The organism is Paracoccus sp. PARArs4, assembly GCF_947311865.1.
GTDB classification, from domain to species: Bacteria; Pseudomonadota; Alphaproteobacteria; order Rhodobacterales; family Rhodobacteraceae; genus Paracoccus; species Paracoccus zeaxanthinifaciens.
Window position 1 is genome coordinate 1 of record NZ_CAMZMW010000001.1, and the last position, 19,401, is coordinate 19,401.

Annotated in this window: 20 protein-coding genes and 1 pseudogene; 5 read left to right on the plus strand and 16 right to left on the minus strand. The window is 67.5% G+C overall.

The genetic code is table 11. The annotated features are described in order from the left end of the window. Positions 1-283: 283 nt before the first annotated feature. The 11 genes and pseudogenes from QMZ16_RS00005 to QMZ16_RS00055 form a co-directional block, all read right to left on the minus strand. Positions 284-574 (minus strand): annotated as a pseudogene (locus QMZ16_RS00005) (transposase); the annotation flags it as partial. A gap of 259 nt (positions 575-833) precedes the next feature. Continuing rightward, positions 834-1,469 (minus strand): phosphoribosylanthranilate isomerase, encoded by a 636-nt coding sequence (locus QMZ16_RS00010; protein WP_282601619.1) that lies wholly within the window; start codon positions 1,467-1,469, stop codon positions 834-836. A gap of 4 nt (positions 1,470-1,473) precedes the next feature. Continuing rightward, a complete protein-coding gene (locus tag QMZ16_RS00015; protein ID WP_282601620.1) occupies positions 1,474-1,857 on the minus strand; it encodes a LapA family protein in 384 nt (127 codons plus the stop codon). A 57-nt stretch (positions 1,858-1,914) separates the two neighbouring features. Further along, positions 1,915-2,199: an integration host factor subunit beta gene (ihfB, locus tag QMZ16_RS00020; protein ID WP_022707351.1), complete on the minus strand. Its 285-nt coding sequence runs from the start codon at positions 2,197-2,199 to the stop codon at positions 1,915-1,917. 178 nt (positions 2,200-2,377) lie between these two features. Next, positions 2,378-4,057, minus strand: coding sequence for a 30S ribosomal protein S1 (gene rpsA, locus QMZ16_RS00025; RefSeq protein ID WP_022707352.1), 1,680 nt, complete (start codon positions 4,055-4,057; stop codon positions 2,378-2,380). Between the two features lie 187 nt (positions 4,058-4,244). Further along, the gene (locus tag QMZ16_RS00030; RefSeq protein WP_282601621.1) at positions 4,245-5,036 is read right to left on the minus strand and encodes a metallophosphoesterase; all 792 of its coding nucleotides are present in this window, start codon (positions 5,034-5,036) and stop codon (positions 4,245-4,247) included. Continuing rightward, entirely contained in the window at positions 5,033-5,980 is a 948-nt protein-coding gene (locus QMZ16_RS00035; protein ID WP_282601622.1) for a diacylglycerol kinase family protein, read from the minus strand. Before QMZ16_RS00035 ends, QMZ16_RS00030 begins: the two co-directional genes overlap by 4 nt. Before the next feature lie 63 nt (positions 5,981-6,043). Next, the gene (gene fdhD, locus QMZ16_RS00040) at positions 6,044-6,838 is read right to left on the minus strand and encodes a formate dehydrogenase accessory sulfurtransferase FdhD (protein ID WP_282601623.1); all 795 of its coding nucleotides are present in this window, start codon (positions 6,836-6,838) and stop codon (positions 6,044-6,046) included. Then, on the minus strand, positions 6,835-7,902 hold the full coding sequence (locus QMZ16_RS00045; protein WP_282601624.1) for a substrate-binding domain-containing protein: 1,068 nt from the start codon (positions 7,900-7,902) through the stop codon (positions 6,835-6,837). Before QMZ16_RS00045 ends, fdhD begins: the two co-directional genes overlap by 4 nt. Next, positions 7,872-9,251, minus strand: a complete 1,380-nt coding sequence (locus QMZ16_RS00050) for a sensor histidine kinase (protein ID WP_282601625.1) — start codon at positions 9,249-9,251, stop codon at positions 7,872-7,874. The genes QMZ16_RS00045 and QMZ16_RS00050 overlap by 31 nt, the downstream gene beginning before the upstream one ends. Further along, positions 9,248-9,913 (minus strand): response regulator transcription factor, encoded by a 666-nt coding sequence (locus QMZ16_RS00055; RefSeq protein WP_282601626.1) that lies wholly within the window; start codon positions 9,911-9,913, stop codon positions 9,248-9,250. The genes QMZ16_RS00050 and QMZ16_RS00055 overlap by 4 nt, the downstream gene beginning before the upstream one ends. Positions 9,914-10,021: 108 nt before the next feature. On the opposite strand from QMZ16_RS00055, the gene QMZ16_RS00060 reads away from it, so the two are divergent. From QMZ16_RS00060 to QMZ16_RS00080, 5 genes are read left to right on the plus strand one after another with little or no spacing between them, the layout of a single operon-like run. Beyond that, positions 10,022-10,981, plus strand: a complete 960-nt coding sequence (locus QMZ16_RS00060) for a tripartite tricarboxylate transporter substrate-binding protein (RefSeq protein WP_282601627.1) — start codon at positions 10,022-10,024, stop codon at positions 10,979-10,981. Then, positions 10,978-11,421: a tripartite tricarboxylate transporter TctB family protein gene (locus QMZ16_RS00065; RefSeq protein WP_282601628.1), complete on the plus strand. Its 444-nt coding sequence runs from the start codon at positions 10,978-10,980 to the stop codon at positions 11,419-11,421. Before QMZ16_RS00060 ends, QMZ16_RS00065 begins: the two co-directional genes overlap by 4 nt. 4 nt (positions 11,422-11,425) lie before the next feature. Beyond that, positions 11,426-12,952 (plus strand): tripartite tricarboxylate transporter permease, encoded by a 1,527-nt coding sequence (locus tag QMZ16_RS00070; RefSeq protein WP_282601629.1) that lies wholly within the window; start codon positions 11,426-11,428, stop codon positions 12,950-12,952. A 1-nt stretch (position 12,953) separates the two neighbouring features. Then, complete coding sequence (locus QMZ16_RS00075) at positions 12,954-14,303, plus strand: acyclic terpene utilization AtuA family protein (RefSeq protein WP_282601630.1); 1,350 nt, start codon at positions 12,954-12,956, stop codon at positions 14,301-14,303. Then, the gene (locus tag QMZ16_RS00080; RefSeq protein ID WP_022707363.1) at positions 14,300-14,611 is read left to right on the plus strand and encodes a DUF4387 family protein; all 312 of its coding nucleotides are present in this window, start codon (positions 14,300-14,302) and stop codon (positions 14,609-14,611) included. Before QMZ16_RS00075 ends, QMZ16_RS00080 begins: the two co-directional genes overlap by 4 nt. Here the strand turns inward: QMZ16_RS00080 and doeB are convergent. From doeB to QMZ16_RS00105, 5 genes are read right to left on the minus strand one after another with little or no spacing between them, the layout of a single operon-like run. Continuing rightward, on the minus strand, positions 14,608-15,600 hold the full coding sequence (gene doeB, locus QMZ16_RS00085; RefSeq protein ID WP_282601631.1) for a N(2)-acetyl-L-2,4-diaminobutanoate deacetylase DoeB: 993 nt from the start codon (positions 15,598-15,600) through the stop codon (positions 14,608-14,610). The genes QMZ16_RS00080 and doeB overlap by 4 nt on opposite strands. Beyond that, complete coding sequence (gene doeA, locus QMZ16_RS00090; protein ID WP_282601632.1) at positions 15,597-16,793, minus strand: ectoine hydrolase DoeA; 1,197 nt, start codon at positions 16,791-16,793, stop codon at positions 15,597-15,599. The genes doeB and doeA overlap by 4 nt, the downstream gene beginning before the upstream one ends. Beyond that, positions 16,794-17,753 carry a cyclodeaminase gene (locus tag QMZ16_RS00095; RefSeq protein ID WP_282601633.1) on the minus strand — a complete coding sequence of 320 codons (960 nt, stop codon included), beginning with the start codon at positions 17,751-17,753 and terminating at the stop codon, positions 16,794-16,796. Continuing rightward, on the minus strand, positions 17,750-18,700 hold the full coding sequence (eutB, locus tag QMZ16_RS00100) for a hydroxyectoine utilization dehydratase EutB (protein WP_282601634.1): 951 nt from the start codon (positions 18,698-18,700) through the stop codon (positions 17,750-17,752). Before eutB ends, QMZ16_RS00095 begins: the two co-directional genes overlap by 4 nt. Beyond that, entirely contained in the window at positions 18,694-19,398 is a 705-nt protein-coding gene (locus QMZ16_RS00105; RefSeq protein ID WP_282601635.1) for an ectoine utilization protein EutA, read from the minus strand. The genes eutB and QMZ16_RS00105 overlap by 7 nt, the downstream gene beginning before the upstream one ends. Positions 19,399-19,401 lie beyond the last annotated feature (3 nt).

Consider the following 19,401-nt stretch of genomic DNA (forward strand, 5'->3'; position numbering starts at 1 on the left):
GAGGGTCTTTCTGTCCGCCGTCGCTCTCGCCGCAACTGTCATCTTCTGGCTTTGAAAATTAACGAGTCTGGAGCCTAAGATGCAGCGAGTTTACAGCTGCGCGCCCTGATGAAGTCAGCCGGCGGTCGGGTCCCTATCAATGGCGCGCGCTCGGAGGCGCTCCGGTCCGAACTGGGTGTCCAATTCCGCTGTGTTACCGTCGCTTTGCCATCACCTCACGACTCGCTCCTCACCATCTCAAAGCCTTGCCGGTCCGATACCGGCGCGGCTTGTCTCTTACATTTCAGGCTGGGGTGGCTCGGTAACTGCCGCCACGGGCAATCAGCGCCCAGATTGTTCGGGCCATGCGGTTGGCTAGCGCTACGGCGACCACTTTCACCGGCTTGCGGACAAGCATTCGGTCGAGCCAATCAGATGTCTGTCCTGACAAACCCTCTCGACACCCTCGCCGCGCGCTGATCTGGGCCATGGTGCCGAGGTAGAGTAGCCTGCGCAGGTATCGACTACCGGCTTTGGATATCCGTCCGAGCTTTTCCTTCCGGCCGCTGGAATGTGCTCGCGGCGTGAGGCCGACCCGCCCCATTCCATGTCATTCATCTGAAACTGCCCCGCCTCGTGTCCTGTCCGCACGAGCAGAGAAACGAAAAAGCGGCCCGAGGTGTCACCCCCTTGGCCGCTTGCCCACTTCTCCCAGCATGCAAACCTTCTACCCAAGGTCGTTCGCAAAGTCAATTACTATCGCATTGGTTGTGCGCAACAGGCGAACATATTAAGCTATTTCAACGACTTGACCGCGCAACACCCGTTGCACGGATCGCGCAACGCGGGACGCTTCAGCCCCGCGCAGCGTCGATGAAGGCACGAATCCGGTCGGGATCCTTCACCCCCGGCGCAGATTCCACGCCCGAGCTGACATCGACGACCGGCGCACCGGTCAGGCGCACGGCCTCGGCAACGTTGTCCGGCGTCAGGCCGCCCGCAAGCATCCAAGGGCGCAGCCAGCGCCGCCCCACGAGCAGGCGCCAGTCGAAGGCCAGACCGTTGCCACCCGGCAGCACGGCATCCCTCGGGGCCTTCGCATCGACCAGCAGCATGTCGGCCACCAGCCCGTATTCGGTCAATTGGCCCAGATCGTCGGGACCGGAAACGCCGATGGCCTTCATGACCGGCAGCCCCGTCAGGGCGCGCACTTCGGACACCCGTTCGGGGCTCTCCTTGCCATGCAGCTGGATGATGTCCAGGGGGGCCTTGTCCAGCACCTCGGTCAGCAGCGCATCGTCGGGGTTCACGAACAGCCCCACGCGGGCCACGCCCACCGGAACCTCGGTGACCAGCTGCGCAGCCTCGTCGGGCGTTACCGCTCTCGGGGATTTCGGAAAGAAGACGAAGCCCACGTAACGCGCGCCCGCCTCGATCGCGGCAGCAAGCTGCGCCATGTCGCGCAGCCCGCAGATCTTCACATCGGCCATGGGATCAGCGTGCAGGCAGGCTGGCGCGCGATTTCGGCGCCGAGGGCGCATCGAGGATGGCGACCACGTCGTCCTTGGGCGCCTTGTGACGCTCGCGCAGGTGGTCCATCTCGGATTCCAGGCGGTTGACCTGTGCATTGCCGCGCTTGGCCGCACGGCGGAAATGCGCCTCGCGCAGCCACTCCCAGACCAGGCCCGCCAGCATCCCAAGCGCGAACGCGACGAAGATGATCAGGAACAGCGGCAGTTCCAGCGACCACGTCCCGCCAAGAAAACGACCCATATCGGCCGGAAAGGCCTTGAGAACCACGGCCTGCCGGTTCGCCAGGGCGACGGCCACAAGCACCAGCGCCAGCGCGGCGACAAAGATCAGTCGGATGAAACGCATATGGCCCTTCCCTTCACAGCCTTGGGGCCGGATCGGCCCGGAAACGTTCTACGACGATCACGCCTCGTCGTTCAACCGATCCCGCAGCAGCTTGCCGGTCTTGAAGAAGGGAACGTGCTTCTCGTCGACATCGACGGATTCGCCGGTGCGCGGATTGCGCCCCAGGCGGGCATCCCGCTTCTTGACCGAGAACGCGCCGAAGCCGCGCAGCTCGACCCGGTCGCCGCGCGACATGGCGTCGATGATCTCCTCGAAGACCGTGTTGACGATCCGCTCGACGTCTCGGCGGAACAGATGCGGGTTCTCGTCTGCGATCATCTGGATCAGTTCGGACCGGATCATGCTTCCCTCCAATGGACCACGTGGCAATCAACGCGCGATGCAAATCGGTGGTTCACAGCGTTGCCAGCTTTACCCCCACCGCGCAAGGCGCTTGACGCACAACCCTTCGATTCGGCAAGAAAAAGCCCGCCCCGCGTGATGCGGGGCGGGCAATGTGCAGGTGCTGAACCCGAAGGGATCAGTTGCCGCGGTTCAGCGCGGCGCCCAGGATGTCGCCCAGCGAAGCGCCCGAATCCGAGCTGCCGTACTGTTCGATGGCGTCCTTTTCCTCGGCGATCTCGCGTGCCTTGATCGACAGGCCCAGACGACGGGTCTTGGTGTCGATGTTGGTGACGCGCGCATCGACCTTGTCGCCGACCTGGAAGCGCTCGGGGCGCTGGTCCTGACGGTCGCGTGCCAGATCCGAACGGCGGATGAACGACTTGACGCCGTTGTATTCCACCTCGACGCCGCCGTCTTCGATGGCGGTGACTTCGACGGTCACGATGGTGCCACGCTTCACGCCGTCAACGGCTTCGGCCATGCCTTCGTTTTCCAGCGACTTGATCGAGAGCGAGATGCGCTCCTTCTCGACGTCGACATCCTGAACGACTGCCTTGACGACGTCGCCCTTGCGGAAGTCCTGGATCGCGTCTTCGCCGCGGGTGTCCCAGCTGATGTCCGACAGGTGAACCATGCCGTCGATATCGCCTTCGAGGCCGACGAACAGACCGAACTCGGTGATGTTCTTGACTTCCCCTTCGATGACGGTGCCCGACGGATGGGTCTCCGAGAAGACTTCCCACGGGTTGCGCATGGTCTGCTTCAGACCCAGCGAGACGCGGCGCTTGGCTTCGTCGATCTCCAGGACCATGACGTCGACTTCCTGCGAGGTCGAGACGATCTTGCCCGGGTGGACGTTCTTCTTGGTCCAGCTCATCTCCGAGACGTGGACCAGGCCTTCGACACCGGCTTCCAGCTCGACGAACGCACCGTAGTCGGTGATGTTCGTGACGCGGCCCTGGTGGACCGAACCGATCGGGAACTTCGATGCGACGGTATCCCACGGATCGGCCTGGAGCTGCTTCATGCCCAGGCTGATGCGGTGGCTTTCCTTGTTGATCTTGATGACCTGAACCTCGACCGTCTCGCCGATCGACAGGATCTCGGACGGGTGGTTCACGCGGCGCCACGCCATGTCGGTGACGTGCAGCAGGCCGTCAACACCGCCCAGATCGACGAAGGCGCCGTATTCGGTGATGTTCTTGACAACGCCCTTGACGGTCTGGCCTTCCGACAGGTTGGCGATGACCTCGGCGCGCTGCTCGGCGCGGCTCTCTTCCAGGATCGCACGGCGCGAGACGACGATGTTGCCCCGGCGGCGGTCCATCTTCAGGATCTGGAACGGCTGCTTCAGACCCATCAGCGGGCCGGCGTCGCGCACGGGACGGACGTCAACCTGCGAACCGGGCAGGAACGCGACAGCGCCACCCAGATCGACGGTGAAGCCACCCTTGACGCGGCCGAAGATCGCGCCTTCGACGCGCTGCTCGTCGGCATATGCCTTTTCCAGACGGTCCCAGGCTTCCTCGCGGCGTGCCTTCTCGCGGCTGATCGAAGCTTCGCCACGGGCGTTCTCGACGCGGTCCAGATAGACCTCGACTTCGTCGCCGACGCTCAGGTTGGCTTCTTCGCCGGGATTTGCGAATTCTTTCAGATCGACGCGGCCTTCCATCTTGTAGCCGACGTCGATGATGGCCTGGCCCGCCTCGATGGCGATGACACGGCCCTTGACAACCGAACCTTCGTCCGGAGTGTCGATTTCGAGGCTTTCATTCAGGAGGGCCTCGAATTCCTCCATGGTCGCTTTAGCGCACATGCGTTTACAGTTTCCTTTACGTCCGTTTGACTGGCCTGACGGTTGGCTCCGCCGGTCTGTAGCGCCCCCCGTGGCAACGACAAAGGGTCCGGCGAATACGCCCGACCCATGTGCAAGCGGTCTGTTCTGACCATGTCGCCCGTGTGACTGGCGTCCACATAACGCCGATCGCGGGAAAACTCAACGCCTAAACGCGTGCCCAGCGCCCGCCGCGCAGGGCATATTCGCGGATTTCGGGCGGACCGAAGCTGTCGCGGTCCATCGGCGCGACATGGCGTTCCAACCGGACCGCGTCGCGTTCCACGTCCAGGACCGCGATCTCGTTCTGGGCGTCGCTTGGGCGCGCGCACAGCGCCGTGCCGCCCTGCAACTGCAACAGGCCCGGATGCCGCCCCGTCGCCAGCAGCTCATCCAGCGCGAAGATGTGCAGATGCCCCGACAGCGCGATCCGCACGCCCGCATCCTGCAACCGACGCGCGGCCTCGGGGGCGCGGCGTGCGGTCCGCTTCTCGACCGAGGGAAGCTGTTCCAGCGGATGATGCAGCGCGACGATGTTCACGGCATGGGGATCGGCGCTGCCGACAAGGCGGCCGATCTCTCCCTCGCGGAACAGGCCGCGCTGCCAGGCAAAGGGATCGGCGCTGTTCACGCCCAGCACCCGCGCATCGCCCGCCTGCGCCACCGGCGACAGGTTCGCGCCGAAATGCTGCCGGAACCCCCGGAACGGCGCAAGCAGACGCGCCAGGGGGTTCAGCAGCGGAATGTCGTGATTGCCCGGCACGATCAGAGTGCGGGCCTCGATCCGGTCCAGGAAACGCCGCGCCTCCTCCATCTGCGGGACCAGCGCGCGATGCGTCAGATCGCCCGTCACGACCACGATATCCGCACGCGCCTTGGCGATCAGCACCAGAAGCGGCTCGACCAGTTCCTGCCGGTGGAAGCCGAAGTGAAGGTCCGACAGGTGAACGATCCGGGTCATGCGCGCGTCTTGTCCCGTCCGTCCGCCGGCAGCAGGACGCGCAGCGCGTCGCGCCGGACCGACATGCGAAACGGGCTGGCAAGCCGCGTCTTCTCGCCGTCATGGGCCACCAGCTGCGCCTTGGCGGGGGTCTCTATCTCCATCCGGTCGGTGACGATCATGTCGAAATCCTCGTCCCGCGCGCTGTGACCGAAGGCAAGGCGCAGCGCGGACCGGAACAGGGGCATCGCGCGGCTGGCCTTGGCGACCAGCACCACCATGCGGCCGTCACGGATCGCGTCCGCGCCCTCCAGCCCGAAGGTTTCCAGCTGATAGGCACTGCGGGCCACGAAGACCAACGCGCTGGTGAAGTGCTGCTCCTCTCCATCCACGCGCGCCGTCAGGCGCATCGGATTGCGCAGCCGCCGCAGCGCCACCGCGACCGACCAATAGGCCGCCAGCCGCGACCGCCCCCAGCGGCGATAGATCCCCTCGCGGGTCTTCAGGATCTGCGGATAGGCCCCGAGGCTGATGTTGTTGAGGAAGATCAGACCGTTCACCTCGCCCAGATCGGTCAGCGACTGGCGCGCGTCGAGGATGGTGTCGATCCCCTCCTCGATCGTCTCGCCCACGCCAAGGTCACGCGCGAAATAGTTGAAGGTCCCGCCCGGCAGGACACCCATCGGGATCCCCGTCCCCGCAAGCGCGCCCGCCACCGCCGATTGCGTGCCGTCGCCGCCCACCGCGATCACCAGGTCGAACCCTTCGGACGCCACATCGCGCGCAAGCTGCGGCAGATCGCGGCCATGTTCGGCCACGCGCATCTCGAACCGGCCGCAATGCGGGGCAAGGCGCTTGTTCAGCAGGGCGGCGGTCTCGTGGTGCCTGCGCCGCCCCGAGCCCGAATTCATCACCGCGCAGACCCGGGCCGTGCCCAGATCGAACCGCAATTCCGCCTTGTCCATGATCACCTGTCCCCGTGTCGCGCAAATCGGCAGCGGACCAACACCGCGACGCGGCGCAGGGTTTCATGCGGTCACGATGCGCCCCGGATGGCAGAACAGCTCGAACCCGCCGCCACGGGCCAGCGCGGCAAGGGTCAGGCCCGCCCCTTCGGCCAGCCGCAGCGCATGGGCGGTGGGCGCGGACACGGCGACCAGCACCCCCGCACCCGCCATCGCGGTCTTCTGCACCATCTCGACCGAGACACGGCTGGTCAGCACGATCGCCCCCTTTGACGCATCCATCCCCTGTCGCGCCATCGCGCCGATCAGCTTGTCCAGCGCGTTGTGGCGGCCCACATCCTCGCGGGCCAGAACGATCCCCTGCCCCGGCAGCAGAAAGCCCGCAGCGTGGACGGCACGCGTCTCGTCGTGCAGGGGCTGCATCGCGCGCAGGGCATCGGTCGCGGCGGCGATCTCGGGTTCGGGGATGCCGACGCCGCCGACCTGCGGCAGATCGCGGATGGCGGCGGACAGGCTCTCGATCCCGCACAGCCCGCAGCCGACAGGACCTGCCATGCTGCGACGGCGGGCGGCCAACCGCTCTCCGCGGTCGCCCGCCAGCCACATCTGCGCCTCGATGCCCGCCTCATGGGCGACGATGCGCAGATCCTCGATCTGGGACGCATCCTCGATCACGCCCTCGGTCAGGGTGAAGCCGGTCGCGAAATCCTCGATGTCCTGCGGGCTGGCCATCATCACCGCATGGGTCGATCCGTGATAGACCATGGCGATCGGCGTCTCCTCGGGCAGCGACCGCAGGATCGGGCTGGCGCCGGGGTGGCGGGTCGCGGCATGTCGGGCAAAGGGATGCTGGCTCATGGTGCCTCGGGGGTCGTCGGGGTTTCGCCCGCAGGCATATCCTGTATCAGCGCCGCCCGCCATTCCGACAGAAGCGAGGCCCGCCGCAGCCGGTCGTCATAGACCAGCAGCCCCGCATCCAGCCGGATCGGGCGCAGCGACGGCCCCGGCGCGGGCCCCGTCCCGGGGATCAGCGCGACGCCTGCGCTGTCGGCGATGATGCCCTGCGACCAGGGCGACAGCAGATGCGCCAGCAGCAGCTCTCCTCCTTCGGGGTCGGGGGCGGCCACGGGGACGAAGGCCGACCGCAGGATCGCCAGCACGTAATCGTCCAGTTCCAGCTGCACCAGGTCGGGGTCGTCGGGCCGAAACCGCGCGGCATAGCTTGCGACGACGTTATAGGCCAGCGCCACGCGCCCCGCGCGCAGTTCCTCGATCATGTCTCCGGAACAGCAGAACAGCCGCGCATCCAGGCGGCCCATCACCTCGGCCAGGCGCCAGAACCCGTCCGAGCCCTGATCGTCCTGCGACACGAGGAAGTAACCCACGCCCGACACCTCGGGGTCGTAGGATGCGATGCGCCCCGCGAAACGGTCCGGATTTTCGCGCAGGGTCGCGATCAGTTCCCGCCTGCTGCGCGGCAATGGCAGATCCCCGAACCCCCTGCGCGAGGCCAGCGTCACGACCGGTTCCAGCGCCATGCCCCACAGCTGATCGCGCCAGCGTGCCCAGTCCGGCAGGCCCGGCACATCCAGTTCGACCGAGGCCGCGAAGCCGTCATTCGCCAGCTTCATCTGCAGGTCCATCGCGGACGAGATCACCAGGTCGAACCGCGCCCCCTCGTCGCGGATCGCGCGCTGGATCTCGGCCGAGGACGCCTGGACGTAATGCACGCGCCGCGTCGGATGACGGGCGGCGAAATCGGTCAGCACGGCGGCCATCGCCTCGATATCGGCATTCGACAGCACCTCGATCGGAGCGCCCGGCGACAGGCCGAAATCCTGTTCGGCCTCGATCTCGAATGCATGGGCCGGACCTGCGGACAACCAGGCCGTCAGGCCCAGGGAAATGATAATGCGGCGCATGTCCCCCCCGTTTCGCGCGGCGCGAGGATCAGCCGCCCGCCATGTGCGGCAGCGACCTCGGACACGATGGTCAGCCCCAGCCCCGATCCGCCGGTATCCCCGACATTCCCCCCGCGCCGGAAGCGGGCGACCAGCGCAGCCGGGTCCCCCTCGATCCCGCGCCCGTCATCCAGCACCTCGATCCGAAGCTCCGCGCGCAAGGGGCGGATGGCGACATGCACATGCCCCTCGGACGGGGTGTATTTCAACGCGTTGTCCATCAGGTTGCGCAGCGCGATCTCGAACATGCGGGCGTCGCCATGCATCTGGACGGGCAGCGCCAGCCCTTCGGTCGTCACCTCGATCTCGCGCATCTCGGCGATGGGGGCGGTCGCGCGCACGACCTCCTGGACGATGGCGGCGATGTCCAGCGGCCCCGCCGCGAACTGGTCGCTGCGATAGAGCACCATCGCATGATCCAGGATCTGGTTCGCCGAACGGCTGCTCTCGCCAACCGCGCGCACGATGCGGCGCAGCCTTGCGGCGGTGGCGGGGTCGTCGGTCTCCGACAGGGCCAGCTCGGCCTCGGTGCGGACCAGCGACAAAGGGGTGCGGATGCGGTGCGCGGCCTCGAAGATGAAGGTCTCGGTCATTTCCAGCGCGGCGCGCAGGCGCGCGATCAGACCGTTGATCGAGCGCAGCAGCGGCTGCAACTCGCGCGGGGTCTGGTGGCGCACGGGGCGAAGATCGCGCGGACCGCGCGCGGCCACGACCTGCGCCAGCCGCCGGATCGGCCCCAGCACCGCGCCCGCCGCCAGCAGCGCGACCGGCAGCGCCAGCGCCATGAACGCCGCCGCCGCCCATGCCGCGCTGCGGGCCGTATCGCGGGCGATCGCGGCCTGCCCGTGGCGCGTCTGGCCCAGTGTCACCACCACCTGCCGCGCACGATCCTCGATCAGCAGGCTGCGGCTGACCGAGGCAAGCCGCAGCCGCGCATCGCGGAAATCGGTGGACCAGAAGACGGGCACCAGCCCGTCGGGGGGCATGGGCGGCATGGGAAGGTCGTCATACCCGGTCGCCGGATCGCCATCGACGCGCACGGCATAGAAGATGCGTTCCTCGCCCATCGCCCCCAGCATCGAGAAGGTGCCGTAGGGCAGCTCCAGCTCCAGCCCGTCATCGACGCTGCGGATGCCGTCCGCGACCGCCGTGACCGCCGCCCCCAGAACCGCGTCCTGCGACGCCCGCGACGCGCGATCCGCCACCCAGCCCACGGTGAAGGCCAGCCCCGCCACCAGCACCGCCGACAGCAGGATGAACTGCCAGACCAGCCTGCGCCGCAGCGAGACCCCGCCGCCCGTTCGGATCATTCGGGAAACAGCCGATAGCCAACGCCGCGCAGCGTCTCCAACCGCGCGCCCGACCCTTCCAGCTTGCGGCGCAGGCGTCCGACATAGACCTCGATCGCGTTGTCGCTGACCTCCTCGTCGAACGAAAACAGCCGGTCGATCAGGTGCGACTTCGAGAATGCCTGCCCGGGCCGCGACAGCAGGATCTCCAGCAGGCGCAGCTCGCGGGCGCGCAGTTCCCGGATCTCGGGGCCGATGGCGATGCTGGCGGCCAGCGCGTCGAAGGTGAAGCCCGCGAAATGGCGGCGGCTGTCGGCCGCGCCGTCGCGACGGCGCAGGACGGCGCGGCAACGGGCCTGCAACTCGGCAAAGTCGAAGGGCTTGGTGATGTAATCGTCGGCACCCTGATCCAGTGTCAGCACCCGGTCGCCGACCGAGGCCGAGGCCGTCATCATGATCACCGCCGTGTCGCGCCGCGCCGATCTCTCTCGTGCAAGAAAGTCGCGACCGTCGCCATCTGGCAGTGAAATATCCAGCAGGATCAGATCGTAAGGCGCGGAATCCAGAAATTCCCGAGCGTCGCCAAGCGTGGCCGCGTGATCGACGGCATGCCCCTCCATCGCCAGACGAGAGGCGACCGCATCCGCAAGCTCGCGGCTGTCCTCGACCAGAAGAAATCGCATTCGCCCAAACTTTCGGCATCCGTGACAGGTTCGTGTCAGCTTTCCACCAAAACATGAATCCCGCAAGCCTGCCGGGACCAACCCTCAGGCACGTCTGGGAGGACAAGCATGAAAATCATCGTTCGCGGGGCCGCCCTGGCCCTTCTGACCTCGGTTGCGCTGCCGGCATCGGCCGCCGAATGCATCGCGCCCGCCAACCCGGGCGGCGGCTGGGACTTCACCTGCCGCCAGATCGGCCGCATCATGACCGAACTGGAACTGGTTCCGAACATGGTGCAGGTCACGAACCTTGCCGGTGCGGGCGGCGGCGTCGCCTATGCGCAGGTCGTCTCGAAGCGCAGCGACGACCCCGAACTGTTCGTCGCCGCATCCTCGGCCACGACGACGCGCCTTGCGCAGGACGCCTTCGCGGGCGCGACGGCGGACCAGGTGCGTTGGGTCGGCTCGATCGGCGGCGATCCCGGCGTCATCGTGGTGGCCAAGGACAGCCCGATCCAGAACCTGAACGACCTGGTCGAGGCCGTGAAGGCCGATCCGGGCAGCGTGGCCTTCGCGGGCGGGTCGGCCGTGGGCGGCTTCGACCACCTCAAGGTGCTGATGCTGCTGGGCGATGCGGGTGTCGAGGACATGCGCAAGATCAAGTATATCGGCATGGACGGCGGCGCGGACGCGATCACGCAGACCGTGGGCGGCTTCGCGCAGGCCATGACCGGCGACATGTCCGAGATCACGGGCTTCATCCGTTCGGGCGACGTGCGTCCGATCGCGGTCCTGTCCGAGGAACGCGTCGCGGGCTTCGACGACGTGCCGACCGCGAAGGAACAGGGCGTCGATACCGTGGCGATGAACTGGCGCGGGATCTATGTCCCCAAGGACATCAGCGACGAGGATTACCAGCGTTGGGTCGATCACCTGACCGCCGTCGGCCAGTCCGAACAGTGGCAGACCGTCATGGCCGAGAACGGGCTGGAGCCGTACCTGGTCACCGGAGCCGAGTTCCAGAGCTTTGTCGACGAGAACATCGCCGAGATCCAGGAACTCTCGCGAGAGATCGGGCTGCTGAAATGATCCGAGGCGACCGCATCTTCGGCGTCTGCATGATCGTCCTGGCGTTGGGGTACATCCTCAGCGCCAGCGGCATCCAGACCAGCTTCATGTCGGACCCGGTCGGTCCGCGCGCCTTCCCCTACATGGTGGCGGGCGTGGTGATCCTGACCTCGGTCGTGATGATCCTGCGCCCCGATCCGGACCAGGAATGGCCGACCGGGCCGATGCTGGGTCAGCTGGCCATCGCGCTGGCGGTGCTTGCGGGCTATGCCAAGGCGATCTCGCCGCTCGGGTTCCTGATCCCGACCGCCATCGCGGCGGGCGTCCTGTCCTGGCAGATCGGAGGCCGCCCCGTGCGCGCCGCGATCGCGGGGATCGGGCTGTCGGTGGGCCTGTTCGTCCTGTTCCGCGTCATTCTGGGCCTGGGCCTGCGCGGCCTTCCCTCGGGCATGGGGTTCTGATCCGATGGACATTCTTTCCAATCTTGCGATGGGTCTGTCCATCGCGCTCTCTCCCTACACGCTGGTGCTGGCGATCGTCGGCTGCTTCGTGGGCACGATCATCGGCGCGCTTCCGGGCCTTGGCCCGTCGAACGGCGTGGCGCTGCTGATCCCGATCTCGTTCTCGCTCGGGCTGGATGCGATCTCGGCGCTGGTGCTGCTGACATCGGTCTATTACGGGGCGATGTATGGCGGGCGCATCAGTTCGATCCTGCTGAACATCCCGGGGGACGAGCCCGCGATGATGACGACGCTGGACGGATACCCGATGGCCCGGCAGGGCATGGCCGGCGAGGCGCTGGTCGTTTCGGGCGTCGCATCCTTCGTGGGCGCCTTCCTTGCGACCGTCGGCCTGATGGTCTTCGCCCCCTACCTGGCGCGCGTGGCCTACCAGTTCGGCCCGGCCGAGTATTTCGCGCTGTACATGCTGGCCTTCTGCACGCTTGGCGGCATCGGGTCGTCGAACCAGGCCAAGGCCGCGCTGGCCGCCGCGATCGGCCTTGCCATCGCGATGATCGGGCTGGACAAGACCACCGGCATGCCGCGCTTCACCTTCGGTGAACTGCACCTGATGGACGGCGTGGACTTTCTCGTGGCGATCGTCGGCCTTTTCGCCGTGGCCGAGATCTTCCACTTCATCGAGAGCCATGGTCGCGACAGCGCCATCGGCGTCAAGCTGGGCAAGATCCTGGTGCCGTGGAAGATGCTGCGCCAGACCTCGGGCGCGATGCTGCGCGGGTCGGGCATCGGCTTCATCGCGGGCGTGCTGCCCGGTGCGGGCGCCTCGCTCGGGTCGTTCCTGGCCTATATGGGCGAGAAGTCCGCAGCCTCGGACAAGGACAGCTTCGGTCGCGGCAACCCGCGCGGCGTCGCCGCCCCCGAGGCCGGCAACAACGCGGCCGCCGGCGGTGCGCTGGTCCCGATGCTGACGCTTGGCGTTCCGGGCTCGGGCACGACCGCCGTGCTGCTGGCGCTGCTGCTGACGCTGAACATCACCCCCGGCCCGCTGCTGTTCACGGAACGTCCCGAGGTCGTCTGGTCGCTGATCGCGTCGCTGCTGGTCGCCAACGTCGTGCTGCTGCTGATGAACGTGCCGATGGTCAAGGTCTTCGTGAAGATCCTGTCGGTCCCCGCATGGGTGCTGCTGCCGGGTGTGACGATGATCGCCTTCGTGGGCATCTACTCGTTGACCGGGTCCAGCTTCGACATGCTGATGATGGTCGGTTTCGGGGTGCTGGGTTATGTCATGCGCAAGCTGGACATCCCGACCGTGCCGGTGATCCTGGGCATCCTGCTGGGCAACTCGATGGAGGACAACCTGCGCCGCGCCATGGTGCTGTCGGACGGGGATTGGACCTATCTCTTCTCCTCGCCCATCGCATTGGGGCTGTGGATCGCCGCGATCATGGGCTTCATCGCCCCGATCTTCCTGCGCCGCTTCCTGAAGAAGCCGCCGCTGCCCGCGACCGACCCGACCCTGAACGAGGACTGACATGGCAACCCGCGTACTTGTTCCCTCGGGCGTGCTGGGCCTCGGCTTCGATGCCGACGCGCTTGCCCGGGGGGTGGACATGGCACCCGACATCATCTGCATCGACGGCGGATCGACCGACAGCGGGCCGTTCTCGCTTGGGGCCGGGGTGTCGAAATATTCGCGCGCGGCGACGCGGGCGGAATGGCGCGTGCTGATGCAGGCGCGCGCCCGTGCGGGCGTGCCGCTGGTCATCGGCACCGCCGGCACCTCGGGGACCGACAGCACGGTCGACTGGATGTACGACATCACGACCGAGCTGGCCGCCGAACTGGGCCAGAGCCTGCGCATCGCCCGCATCTACAGCAGCCAGCCGCAGGACCGCATCGCCGCGGCCCTGCGCGAAGGCGCGATCACGCCGCTAACGCCCGCGCCCGAATGCGATCCCGAGGGGCTTGCCAATATCGTGGCGCTTGCGGGGGCCGAACATATCCAGGCCGCGCTGGAAGGCGGCGCCGACATCGTGATCGCGGGCCGTACGACCGACACCGCGACCATCGCCGCCCTGCCCCTGATGCGGGGCGAGGCCGCGGGCGCGTGCTGGCACGGCGCCAAGATCGCGGAATGCGGCGCGCTCTGTTCGACGCATCCGACCTCGGGGGTGATCATGGTCGATTTCGACCGCGAAGGCTTCACCGTCGAGGCGCCGCACCCCGATGCCCGCTGCACGCCGCATTCGGTCTCGGCGCATATGCTCTACGAGAATTCGGACCCGTTCCGGCTGTACGAACCGGGCGGATACCTGGACGTGACGGCTGCGCGCTATGCCGCGCTGGACGATCGCCGCGTCCGGGTCGAGGGGTCGGAATGGGTGCCCGGCCCCTATACCGTCAAGCTGGAGGGCGCGCGCATCGCGGGCTTCCAGACGACGATCATGGCGATCCTGCGCAACGCCCATTACGTCGCGAACGCGCAGGCATGGGTGGACCGGCTGAACGGCTTCCTCGCCCCCGAGATCGAGCGACGCATGGGGCTGACCCCCGATGCCTATTCGCTGGATTTCCGGCTGATCGGCGTGAACGGCGCGCTTGGCCCCATCGAGAACCGCAAGGGCGACCCGGTCGAGGTCGGCGTGCTGGGCATCATCACCGCCGCCACCCAGGCCGAGGCATCCGAGATCGGCAAGCTGATCAACCCCTTCGTCCTGCACTATCCGCTGACCGACGACGAGGAACTGCCGACCTTCGCCTTCCCCTATTCGCCGGCCACGACGGATCGCGGGGCGCTGTACGAATTCGCGCTGAACCACGTCATGGCGCTGGACGATCCGATGTCGGCCTTCCGGCTGCAATTCGACGAGGTGACGGCATGACCCGCAATCCGACGCTTGGCCAGATCGTGACCAAGGTGCGGTCCAAGAATGCCGGACCGTTCTGGGTGACCATCGACATCTTCTGTGGCACCGAGGACGCGTTCACGCGCGTGACCGAAGGGCTTGCGACCGATCGCGTCGCGCGGCTGTTCGCGGTCGAGCCGCAGCTGCTGAAACGCTTCGACATCGCGGATCTGCGGGTGGTCAAGTTCAGCCTGCCGCGCCCCGTCATCCAGGGCGCGGCAGCGGATCGCGACATGCACGGGGCACAATACGCGGCCCTGCTCGAGGAGCTGGCGCTGGACTAGGCGCCCGTTTCCGGCACGGCGATCACCGCAACGCAATCGCCCAGCTGCACGAGGCCGGGGAAATGGCGCGCGGCGATCACGCCCGCACGGTTCGCCCGCAGCTCGACCGGCTGGGCGCCCGTGCGGTCGCCCGCCCAGATCCGGGCGATGGGCTGACCTTCGGCCACGCTCTCGCCCAGATCGACCAGCGGGTGCAGCAGCCCCGCACGTTCGGCAAAGTGGAAGCAGTCGTCGCCCGGCATGTCCAGCATCACGCTGTCTGCCTGCGCGACCGCATCCGACAGGATCCCCGCATGGGCCAGCACGTTTCGCGCCCCGCGAATGGCGATCCGCGCCGATGCCGCGGTCGCGGTGCCACCACCGCCCAGCTCGGTCGTGACGAAGACCTTGCCCTTCTCCTCGACGGCAGTGTCGAACATGCCGACCGCGTCGATTTCCCGCATCATCATCGAATACGGCGCGCCGAAGGCCCGCATCGCCGCGACGCAGGCGGCCTGCTGGTCCGCATCGTCCAGGTAATGCGCGGCCGCATAGGGCAGGAAGTCCAGCGTCTTGCCCCCCGAATGGTAATCCAGCACGATATCCGCCATCGGCACCAGCACGCTGTCGAAGTAATGCGCGATCTTCTGGGTCACCGTCCCGTCGGGCCTGCCCGGAAAGCAGCGGTTCATGTTCACCTGGTCGATCGGGCTGACCCGCGTGCCCGCCGCGAAGGCGGGCATGTTCAGATAGGGCACGATGATGACGCGCCCGGTGATGTCCTGCGGCTCCAGCTCCCATGCGAGCTGCTGCAGCGCGATGGGGCCTTCGTATTCATCGCCGTGATTGCCGCCGGTCAGAAGGGCCGTCGGCCCTTCGCCATTGGCGATGACGGTGATCGGGATCATCACGCTGCCCCAGGCGCTGTCGTTGCGCGAATGGGGCAGCCGAAGGAAGCCGTGATGCTTGCCGGGCCCGTCCAGCGGAATGGTGGGACTGATCGGGTTCATGCCTTCACCAGCATTCGACGAGGGATGTTGCAGAACAGCTCGGGTTCCCGTTCGGTGATGACGATGGATTCCGTCGTCTCATAGCCCCAGCCCTCCATCCAGAGACCGGTCATGAAGTGGAAGGTCATGCCCGGCTTCAGCTCGGTCTGGTCGCCGCGGCGCAGGGACATGGTGCGCTCGCCCCAGTCGGGCGGATAGGACAGCCCGATCGGATAGCCGGTGCGGTTGTCCTTGACGATGCCATAGCGGTCGAGGACCGTGAAGAAGGCGTTGGCGATATCCTCGCAGGTATTGCCCGCGCGCGCGGCCTCGAGGCCCGCATCCATGCCCTCCAGCACCGCCTTCTCGGCGTCCAGCATTTCCTGCGGCGGCGTGCCCAGGAAGATCGTGCGCGACAGCGGCACGTGGTATCGCTGATAGCAGCCGGCGATCTCGAAGAAGGTGCCCTCGTCCTTCTTCAGCGGCAGGTCGTCCCAGGTCAGATGCGCCGCCGCCGCGTCCGGACCCGAAGGCAGCATCGGCACGATGGCCGGGTAATCGCCGCCATGCTGGGACCATTCGTCGTAACGCAGCCCCGCGTCATAGATCTCGGCCACCAGATCGCATTTGCGCATCCCCACCTCGATCTTGTCGGCGATGCGGCGGTGCATGCGTTCGACGATGCGGGCGGCCTTGCGCATATAGGCCAGTTCCTTGGGCGTTTTGACCGCCCGCTGCCAGTTGACCAGCCCCGTCGCATCCAGGATCTGCGCGTCCGGCAGACCATGGACCAGCCGTTCATGCGCCTTGGCGGAATACCAGTAATTGTCCATCTCGACGCCGATGAAGCCGGTATGCCAGCCCCGGTCGGCCAGCTGCGCCCACAGGTAATCCATCGGGTGCCGCTCGACCGACATGACGTAGTAATCGGGATAGCCGACGATGCACTCTTCGGGCATCCAGACGGTGCGCAGCGCACCCGGCGCGTCGATGCCGCGACCGTACCAGATGGGCGGCCCCTCCGGCCCCACGATGACGCATTGATGGACATAGAAGGACCAGCCGTCATAGCCGGTCAGCCAGGCCATGTTGGACGGGTCGCTGACGATCAGCAGATCGAGGCCCAGCTTTTCCATGCTGGCGCGGGTCTTCTTCAACCGTTCCTCGTATTCCTCGGTCGAGAAACGCTCGGGGGTCCTTTGCAGTTCGGGCATTCACGTGTCTTTCGAAAACGCGGCAAGCGCGTGGGTGGCAATGGCGGTGTCCTGCACGCCGGTACCCGTCAGGTCGCAGATGGTGATCTGATCGGGATGGGTTCTGCCGGGGCGCTGCCCGGCAATGATCTGCCCCAGTTCGGGGATGTCGGTGCCGTCATGGGCACCCGCGGCGATGGCGGCACGCAATTCGCCCATCAGCCGCACCTGGTCCGCGCGATCCGCCACATAGAGATCGGCGCGGGAAATGCATTCGGGGTCCAGCTCGTTCTTGCCGGGCTGGTCGCTGCCCATGGCGGTCACGTGCTGACCGGGGCGCAGCCATTCGGCCCGCAGGATCGGCTGCGTGGCGGGGGTGGTCGTGACGACGATATCGGCCATGCCCACGGCCTCGGCCGGGTCGGCGGTCGCGCGGATGCGTAGGTCGGGTCCGTCCAGTTCGCGGGCCAGCGCCTGCGCGCGGTCCGGGTCGCGCGCCCAGATGGCCGCGCGCGTGATCGGCCTGACCAGCCGCAGCGCCTGCAGCTGCATCCGCGCCTGCAGCCCCGCCCCCATGATCGCGGCCGTGCTGGCATCGCCCCGCGACAGGTGCCGCGCCGCGACGCCCCCCGCCGCCGCCGTCCGCAGGTCGGTCAGGTATCCGTTGTCCAGAAGCACCGTCCGCACGCGCCCCGTCACCGCATCCAGCACCACCATCAGCCCCGAGGTGGACGGCAGCCCCCGCGCCGGATTGTCGAAGAACCCCGGCGAGATCTTGACCGCGAAGCCGTCGAAGCCCGGAACCCAGGCGGTCTTGACGTCCACCTCTCCGTTCACCTCGGGCAGGTGCATGGACATGACCGGCGGCATGACGACACCGCCCGTGGCCAGCCTGCGGAACGCGTCCTCGATCACGTCGATGGCGGCGTGGTCCAGATGCAGTCTGTCGCGCAGCTGCGCCTCGGTCAGAACGGCGGTCATGGCCCCTCGCGCAGGATGGCGGCATGGGCCGCAGGGTCGATATTTCCGCCCGACAGGATCAGGACCAGCGGCCCGCGAGAGGTCAGCTGCCCCGACAGGACCGCGCCCGCGCCGACGGCTGCCGCCCCCTCGACCACGTGGCCCTCGGATGCAAGGTGGCGGATGCCTGCGGCGATCGCGTCCTCGTCCAGCAGGATCAGGTCGTCCATCAGGGCGCGGACCATGTCGAAGGTCAGGCGGTTGCGCAGCCCGATCCCGCCGCCAAGGCTGTCGGCAAGGGTCGGCAGTTCCTGCACCTCGACGGGGTGGCCCGCCCGAAGGCTGGCGGCCATCGCCGCGCCGCGCTTCATGCTGATGCCGACGATGCGGATGTCGGGGCGGCGGGCCTTCATCGCCGCAGCGACGCCCGCCAGCAGGCCGCCGCCCGACAGCGGGATCGCGACGGTCGCGGCATCGGGCACCTGCTCCAGCAGTTCCAGCCCAAGCGTGCCCTGCCCCGCGATCACGTCGGGATGGTCGAACGGCGGGATCAGGGCGAACCCCTCGTCGCGCTTCAGGCGGCGGGCCTCGTGAAACGCCTCGTCCTGGCTGTCGCCGATCACGCGGGCCTCGGCGCCCAGATCGCGGATGGCCTCCAGCTTGTTGCCCGGCACCAGCGAGGACATGCAGATCACCGCCCGCGCCCCCGCCTGACGCGCGGCATGGGCCAGCGCCCGCCCGTGGTTCCCGGTCGAGGCCGTGGTGACGCCCGCCACCCGGCCCATCCGCATCACCGCGTTCGTGGCCCCGCGCAGCTTGAACGCCCCGGTCGTCTGGCGATGTTCCAGCTTCAGCCAGACGGGGGCGCCAACCAGCGCCCCAAGCGCCGCCGAGGGCGCGACCGGCGTTTCCAGCACCTGCCCCGCGATGCGGTCGCGGGCGGCAAGGATGTCGTCCAGCCCTACCACGTCCGTTTGCCGAACAGAGCGCCCGGACCGGTCGCGGGGATCTGCGCCTGGTCCAGCATCGCCCAGAACAACGCCTGGTTCGCGCTGAGGACGGGCTTGCCCAACGCCTCCTCGATCCGCGGGATCAGGGGCATCACCGGCAGCGCGGTGCAGCTGATGAACAGCGCCTGCGCGTCGGGATGATCGCTGCCGACGGCCATTTCCACGATCCGCTCGGCCGGCAGGACCGCCATGTCGCGGTCGTCGGGGAAGTTCATGGAGACGCGGCGGACCACGTCGATGCCATGCGCCTCGAAATGGTCGCCGACCAGATTGGTCGTGGCCTCCAGATAGGGCGTCATCAGCGCGACCCGTTCCGCGCCAAGCGCCGCGAAGCCGCGCAGCGCGGCACCTGCGGGCGTGGTCACATGGGCCCGCCCCCCGGCCAGCGCGTCCATCTGGTCCCCCAGCACCGCCGAGGCCGAGGTGCAGCCGAAGCCGATCCCGTCCAGATGCACCCCCGGCACGATCAGGTCCACCGCCGCCCGCAGGCGCGGGCCGGTATTGCGCAGGTTCTCTTCGGTGGTGGGGTTGTCGAATTCGATGCGGGTCACGTGCAGGCGCGTGCCCTCGGGCATGACCAGGCGGGCATCCCCCTCGATCGTCATGTCGGTCGCCAGCGCGATCAGCCCGAAGCGGCGGATGTCGTCCTTCCACATGGC

What these genes read in the sequence shown, in the direction of transcription:
- QMZ16_RS00010 (WP_282601619.1), bottom strand. Translation starts at nt 1,469, where the DNA reads ATGGCCGATGTGAAGATCTGCGGGCTGCGCGACATGGCGCAGCTTGCT.
- QMZ16_RS00015 (WP_282601620.1), bottom strand. Translation starts at nt 1,857, where the DNA reads ATGCGTTTCATCCGACTGATCTTTGTCGCCGCGCTGGCGCTGGTGCTT.
- ihfB (WP_022707351.1), bottom strand. Translation starts at nt 2,199, where the DNA reads ATGATCCGGTCCGAACTGATCCAGATGATCGCAGACGAGAACCCGCAT.
- rpsA (WP_022707352.1), bottom strand. Translation starts at nt 4,057, where the DNA reads ATGTGCGCTAAAGCGACCATGGAGGAATTCGAGGCCCTCCTGAATGAA.
- QMZ16_RS00030 (WP_282601621.1), bottom strand. Translation starts at nt 5,036, where the DNA reads ATGACCCGGATCGTTCACCTGTCGGACCTTCACTTCGGCTTCCACCGG.
- QMZ16_RS00035 (WP_282601622.1), bottom strand. Translation starts at nt 5,980, where the DNA reads ATGGACAAGGCGGAATTGCGGTTCGATCTGGGCACGGCCCGGGTCTGC.
- fdhD (WP_282601623.1), bottom strand. Translation starts at nt 6,838, where the DNA reads ATGAGCCAGCATCCCTTTGCCCGACATGCCGCGACCCGCCACCCCGGC.
- QMZ16_RS00045 (WP_282601624.1), bottom strand. Translation starts at nt 7,902, where the DNA reads ATGCGCCGCATTATCATTTCCCTGGGCCTGACGGCCTGGTTGTCCGCA.
- QMZ16_RS00050 (WP_282601625.1), bottom strand. Translation starts at nt 9,251, where the DNA reads ATGATCCGAACGGGCGGCGGGGTCTCGCTGCGGCGCAGGCTGGTCTGG.
- QMZ16_RS00055 (WP_282601626.1), bottom strand. Translation starts at nt 9,913, where the DNA reads ATGCGATTTCTTCTGGTCGAGGACAGCCGCGAGCTTGCGGATGCGGTC.
- QMZ16_RS00060 (WP_282601627.1), top strand. Translation starts at nt 10,022, where the DNA reads ATGAAAATCATCGTTCGCGGGGCCGCCCTGGCCCTTCTGACCTCGGTT.
- QMZ16_RS00065 (WP_282601628.1), top strand. Translation starts at nt 10,978, where the DNA reads ATGATCCGAGGCGACCGCATCTTCGGCGTCTGCATGATCGTCCTGGCG.
- QMZ16_RS00070 (WP_282601629.1), top strand. Translation starts at nt 11,426, where the DNA reads ATGGACATTCTTTCCAATCTTGCGATGGGTCTGTCCATCGCGCTCTCT.
- QMZ16_RS00075 (WP_282601630.1), top strand. Translation starts at nt 12,954, where the DNA reads ATGGCAACCCGCGTACTTGTTCCCTCGGGCGTGCTGGGCCTCGGCTTC.
- QMZ16_RS00080 (WP_022707363.1), top strand. Translation starts at nt 14,300, where the DNA reads ATGACCCGCAATCCGACGCTTGGCCAGATCGTGACCAAGGTGCGGTCC.
- doeB (WP_282601631.1), bottom strand. Translation starts at nt 15,600, where the DNA reads ATGAACCCGATCAGTCCCACCATTCCGCTGGACGGGCCCGGCAAGCAT.
- doeA (WP_282601632.1), bottom strand. Translation starts at nt 16,793, where the DNA reads ATGCCCGAACTGCAAAGGACCCCCGAGCGTTTCTCGACCGAGGAATAC.
- QMZ16_RS00095 (WP_282601633.1), bottom strand. Translation starts at nt 17,753, where the DNA reads ATGACCGCCGTTCTGACCGAGGCGCAGCTGCGCGACAGACTGCATCTG.
- QMZ16_RS00105 (WP_282601635.1), bottom strand. Translation starts at nt 19,398, where the DNA reads ATGTGGAAGGACGACATCCGCCGCTTCGGGCTGATCGCGCTGGCGACC.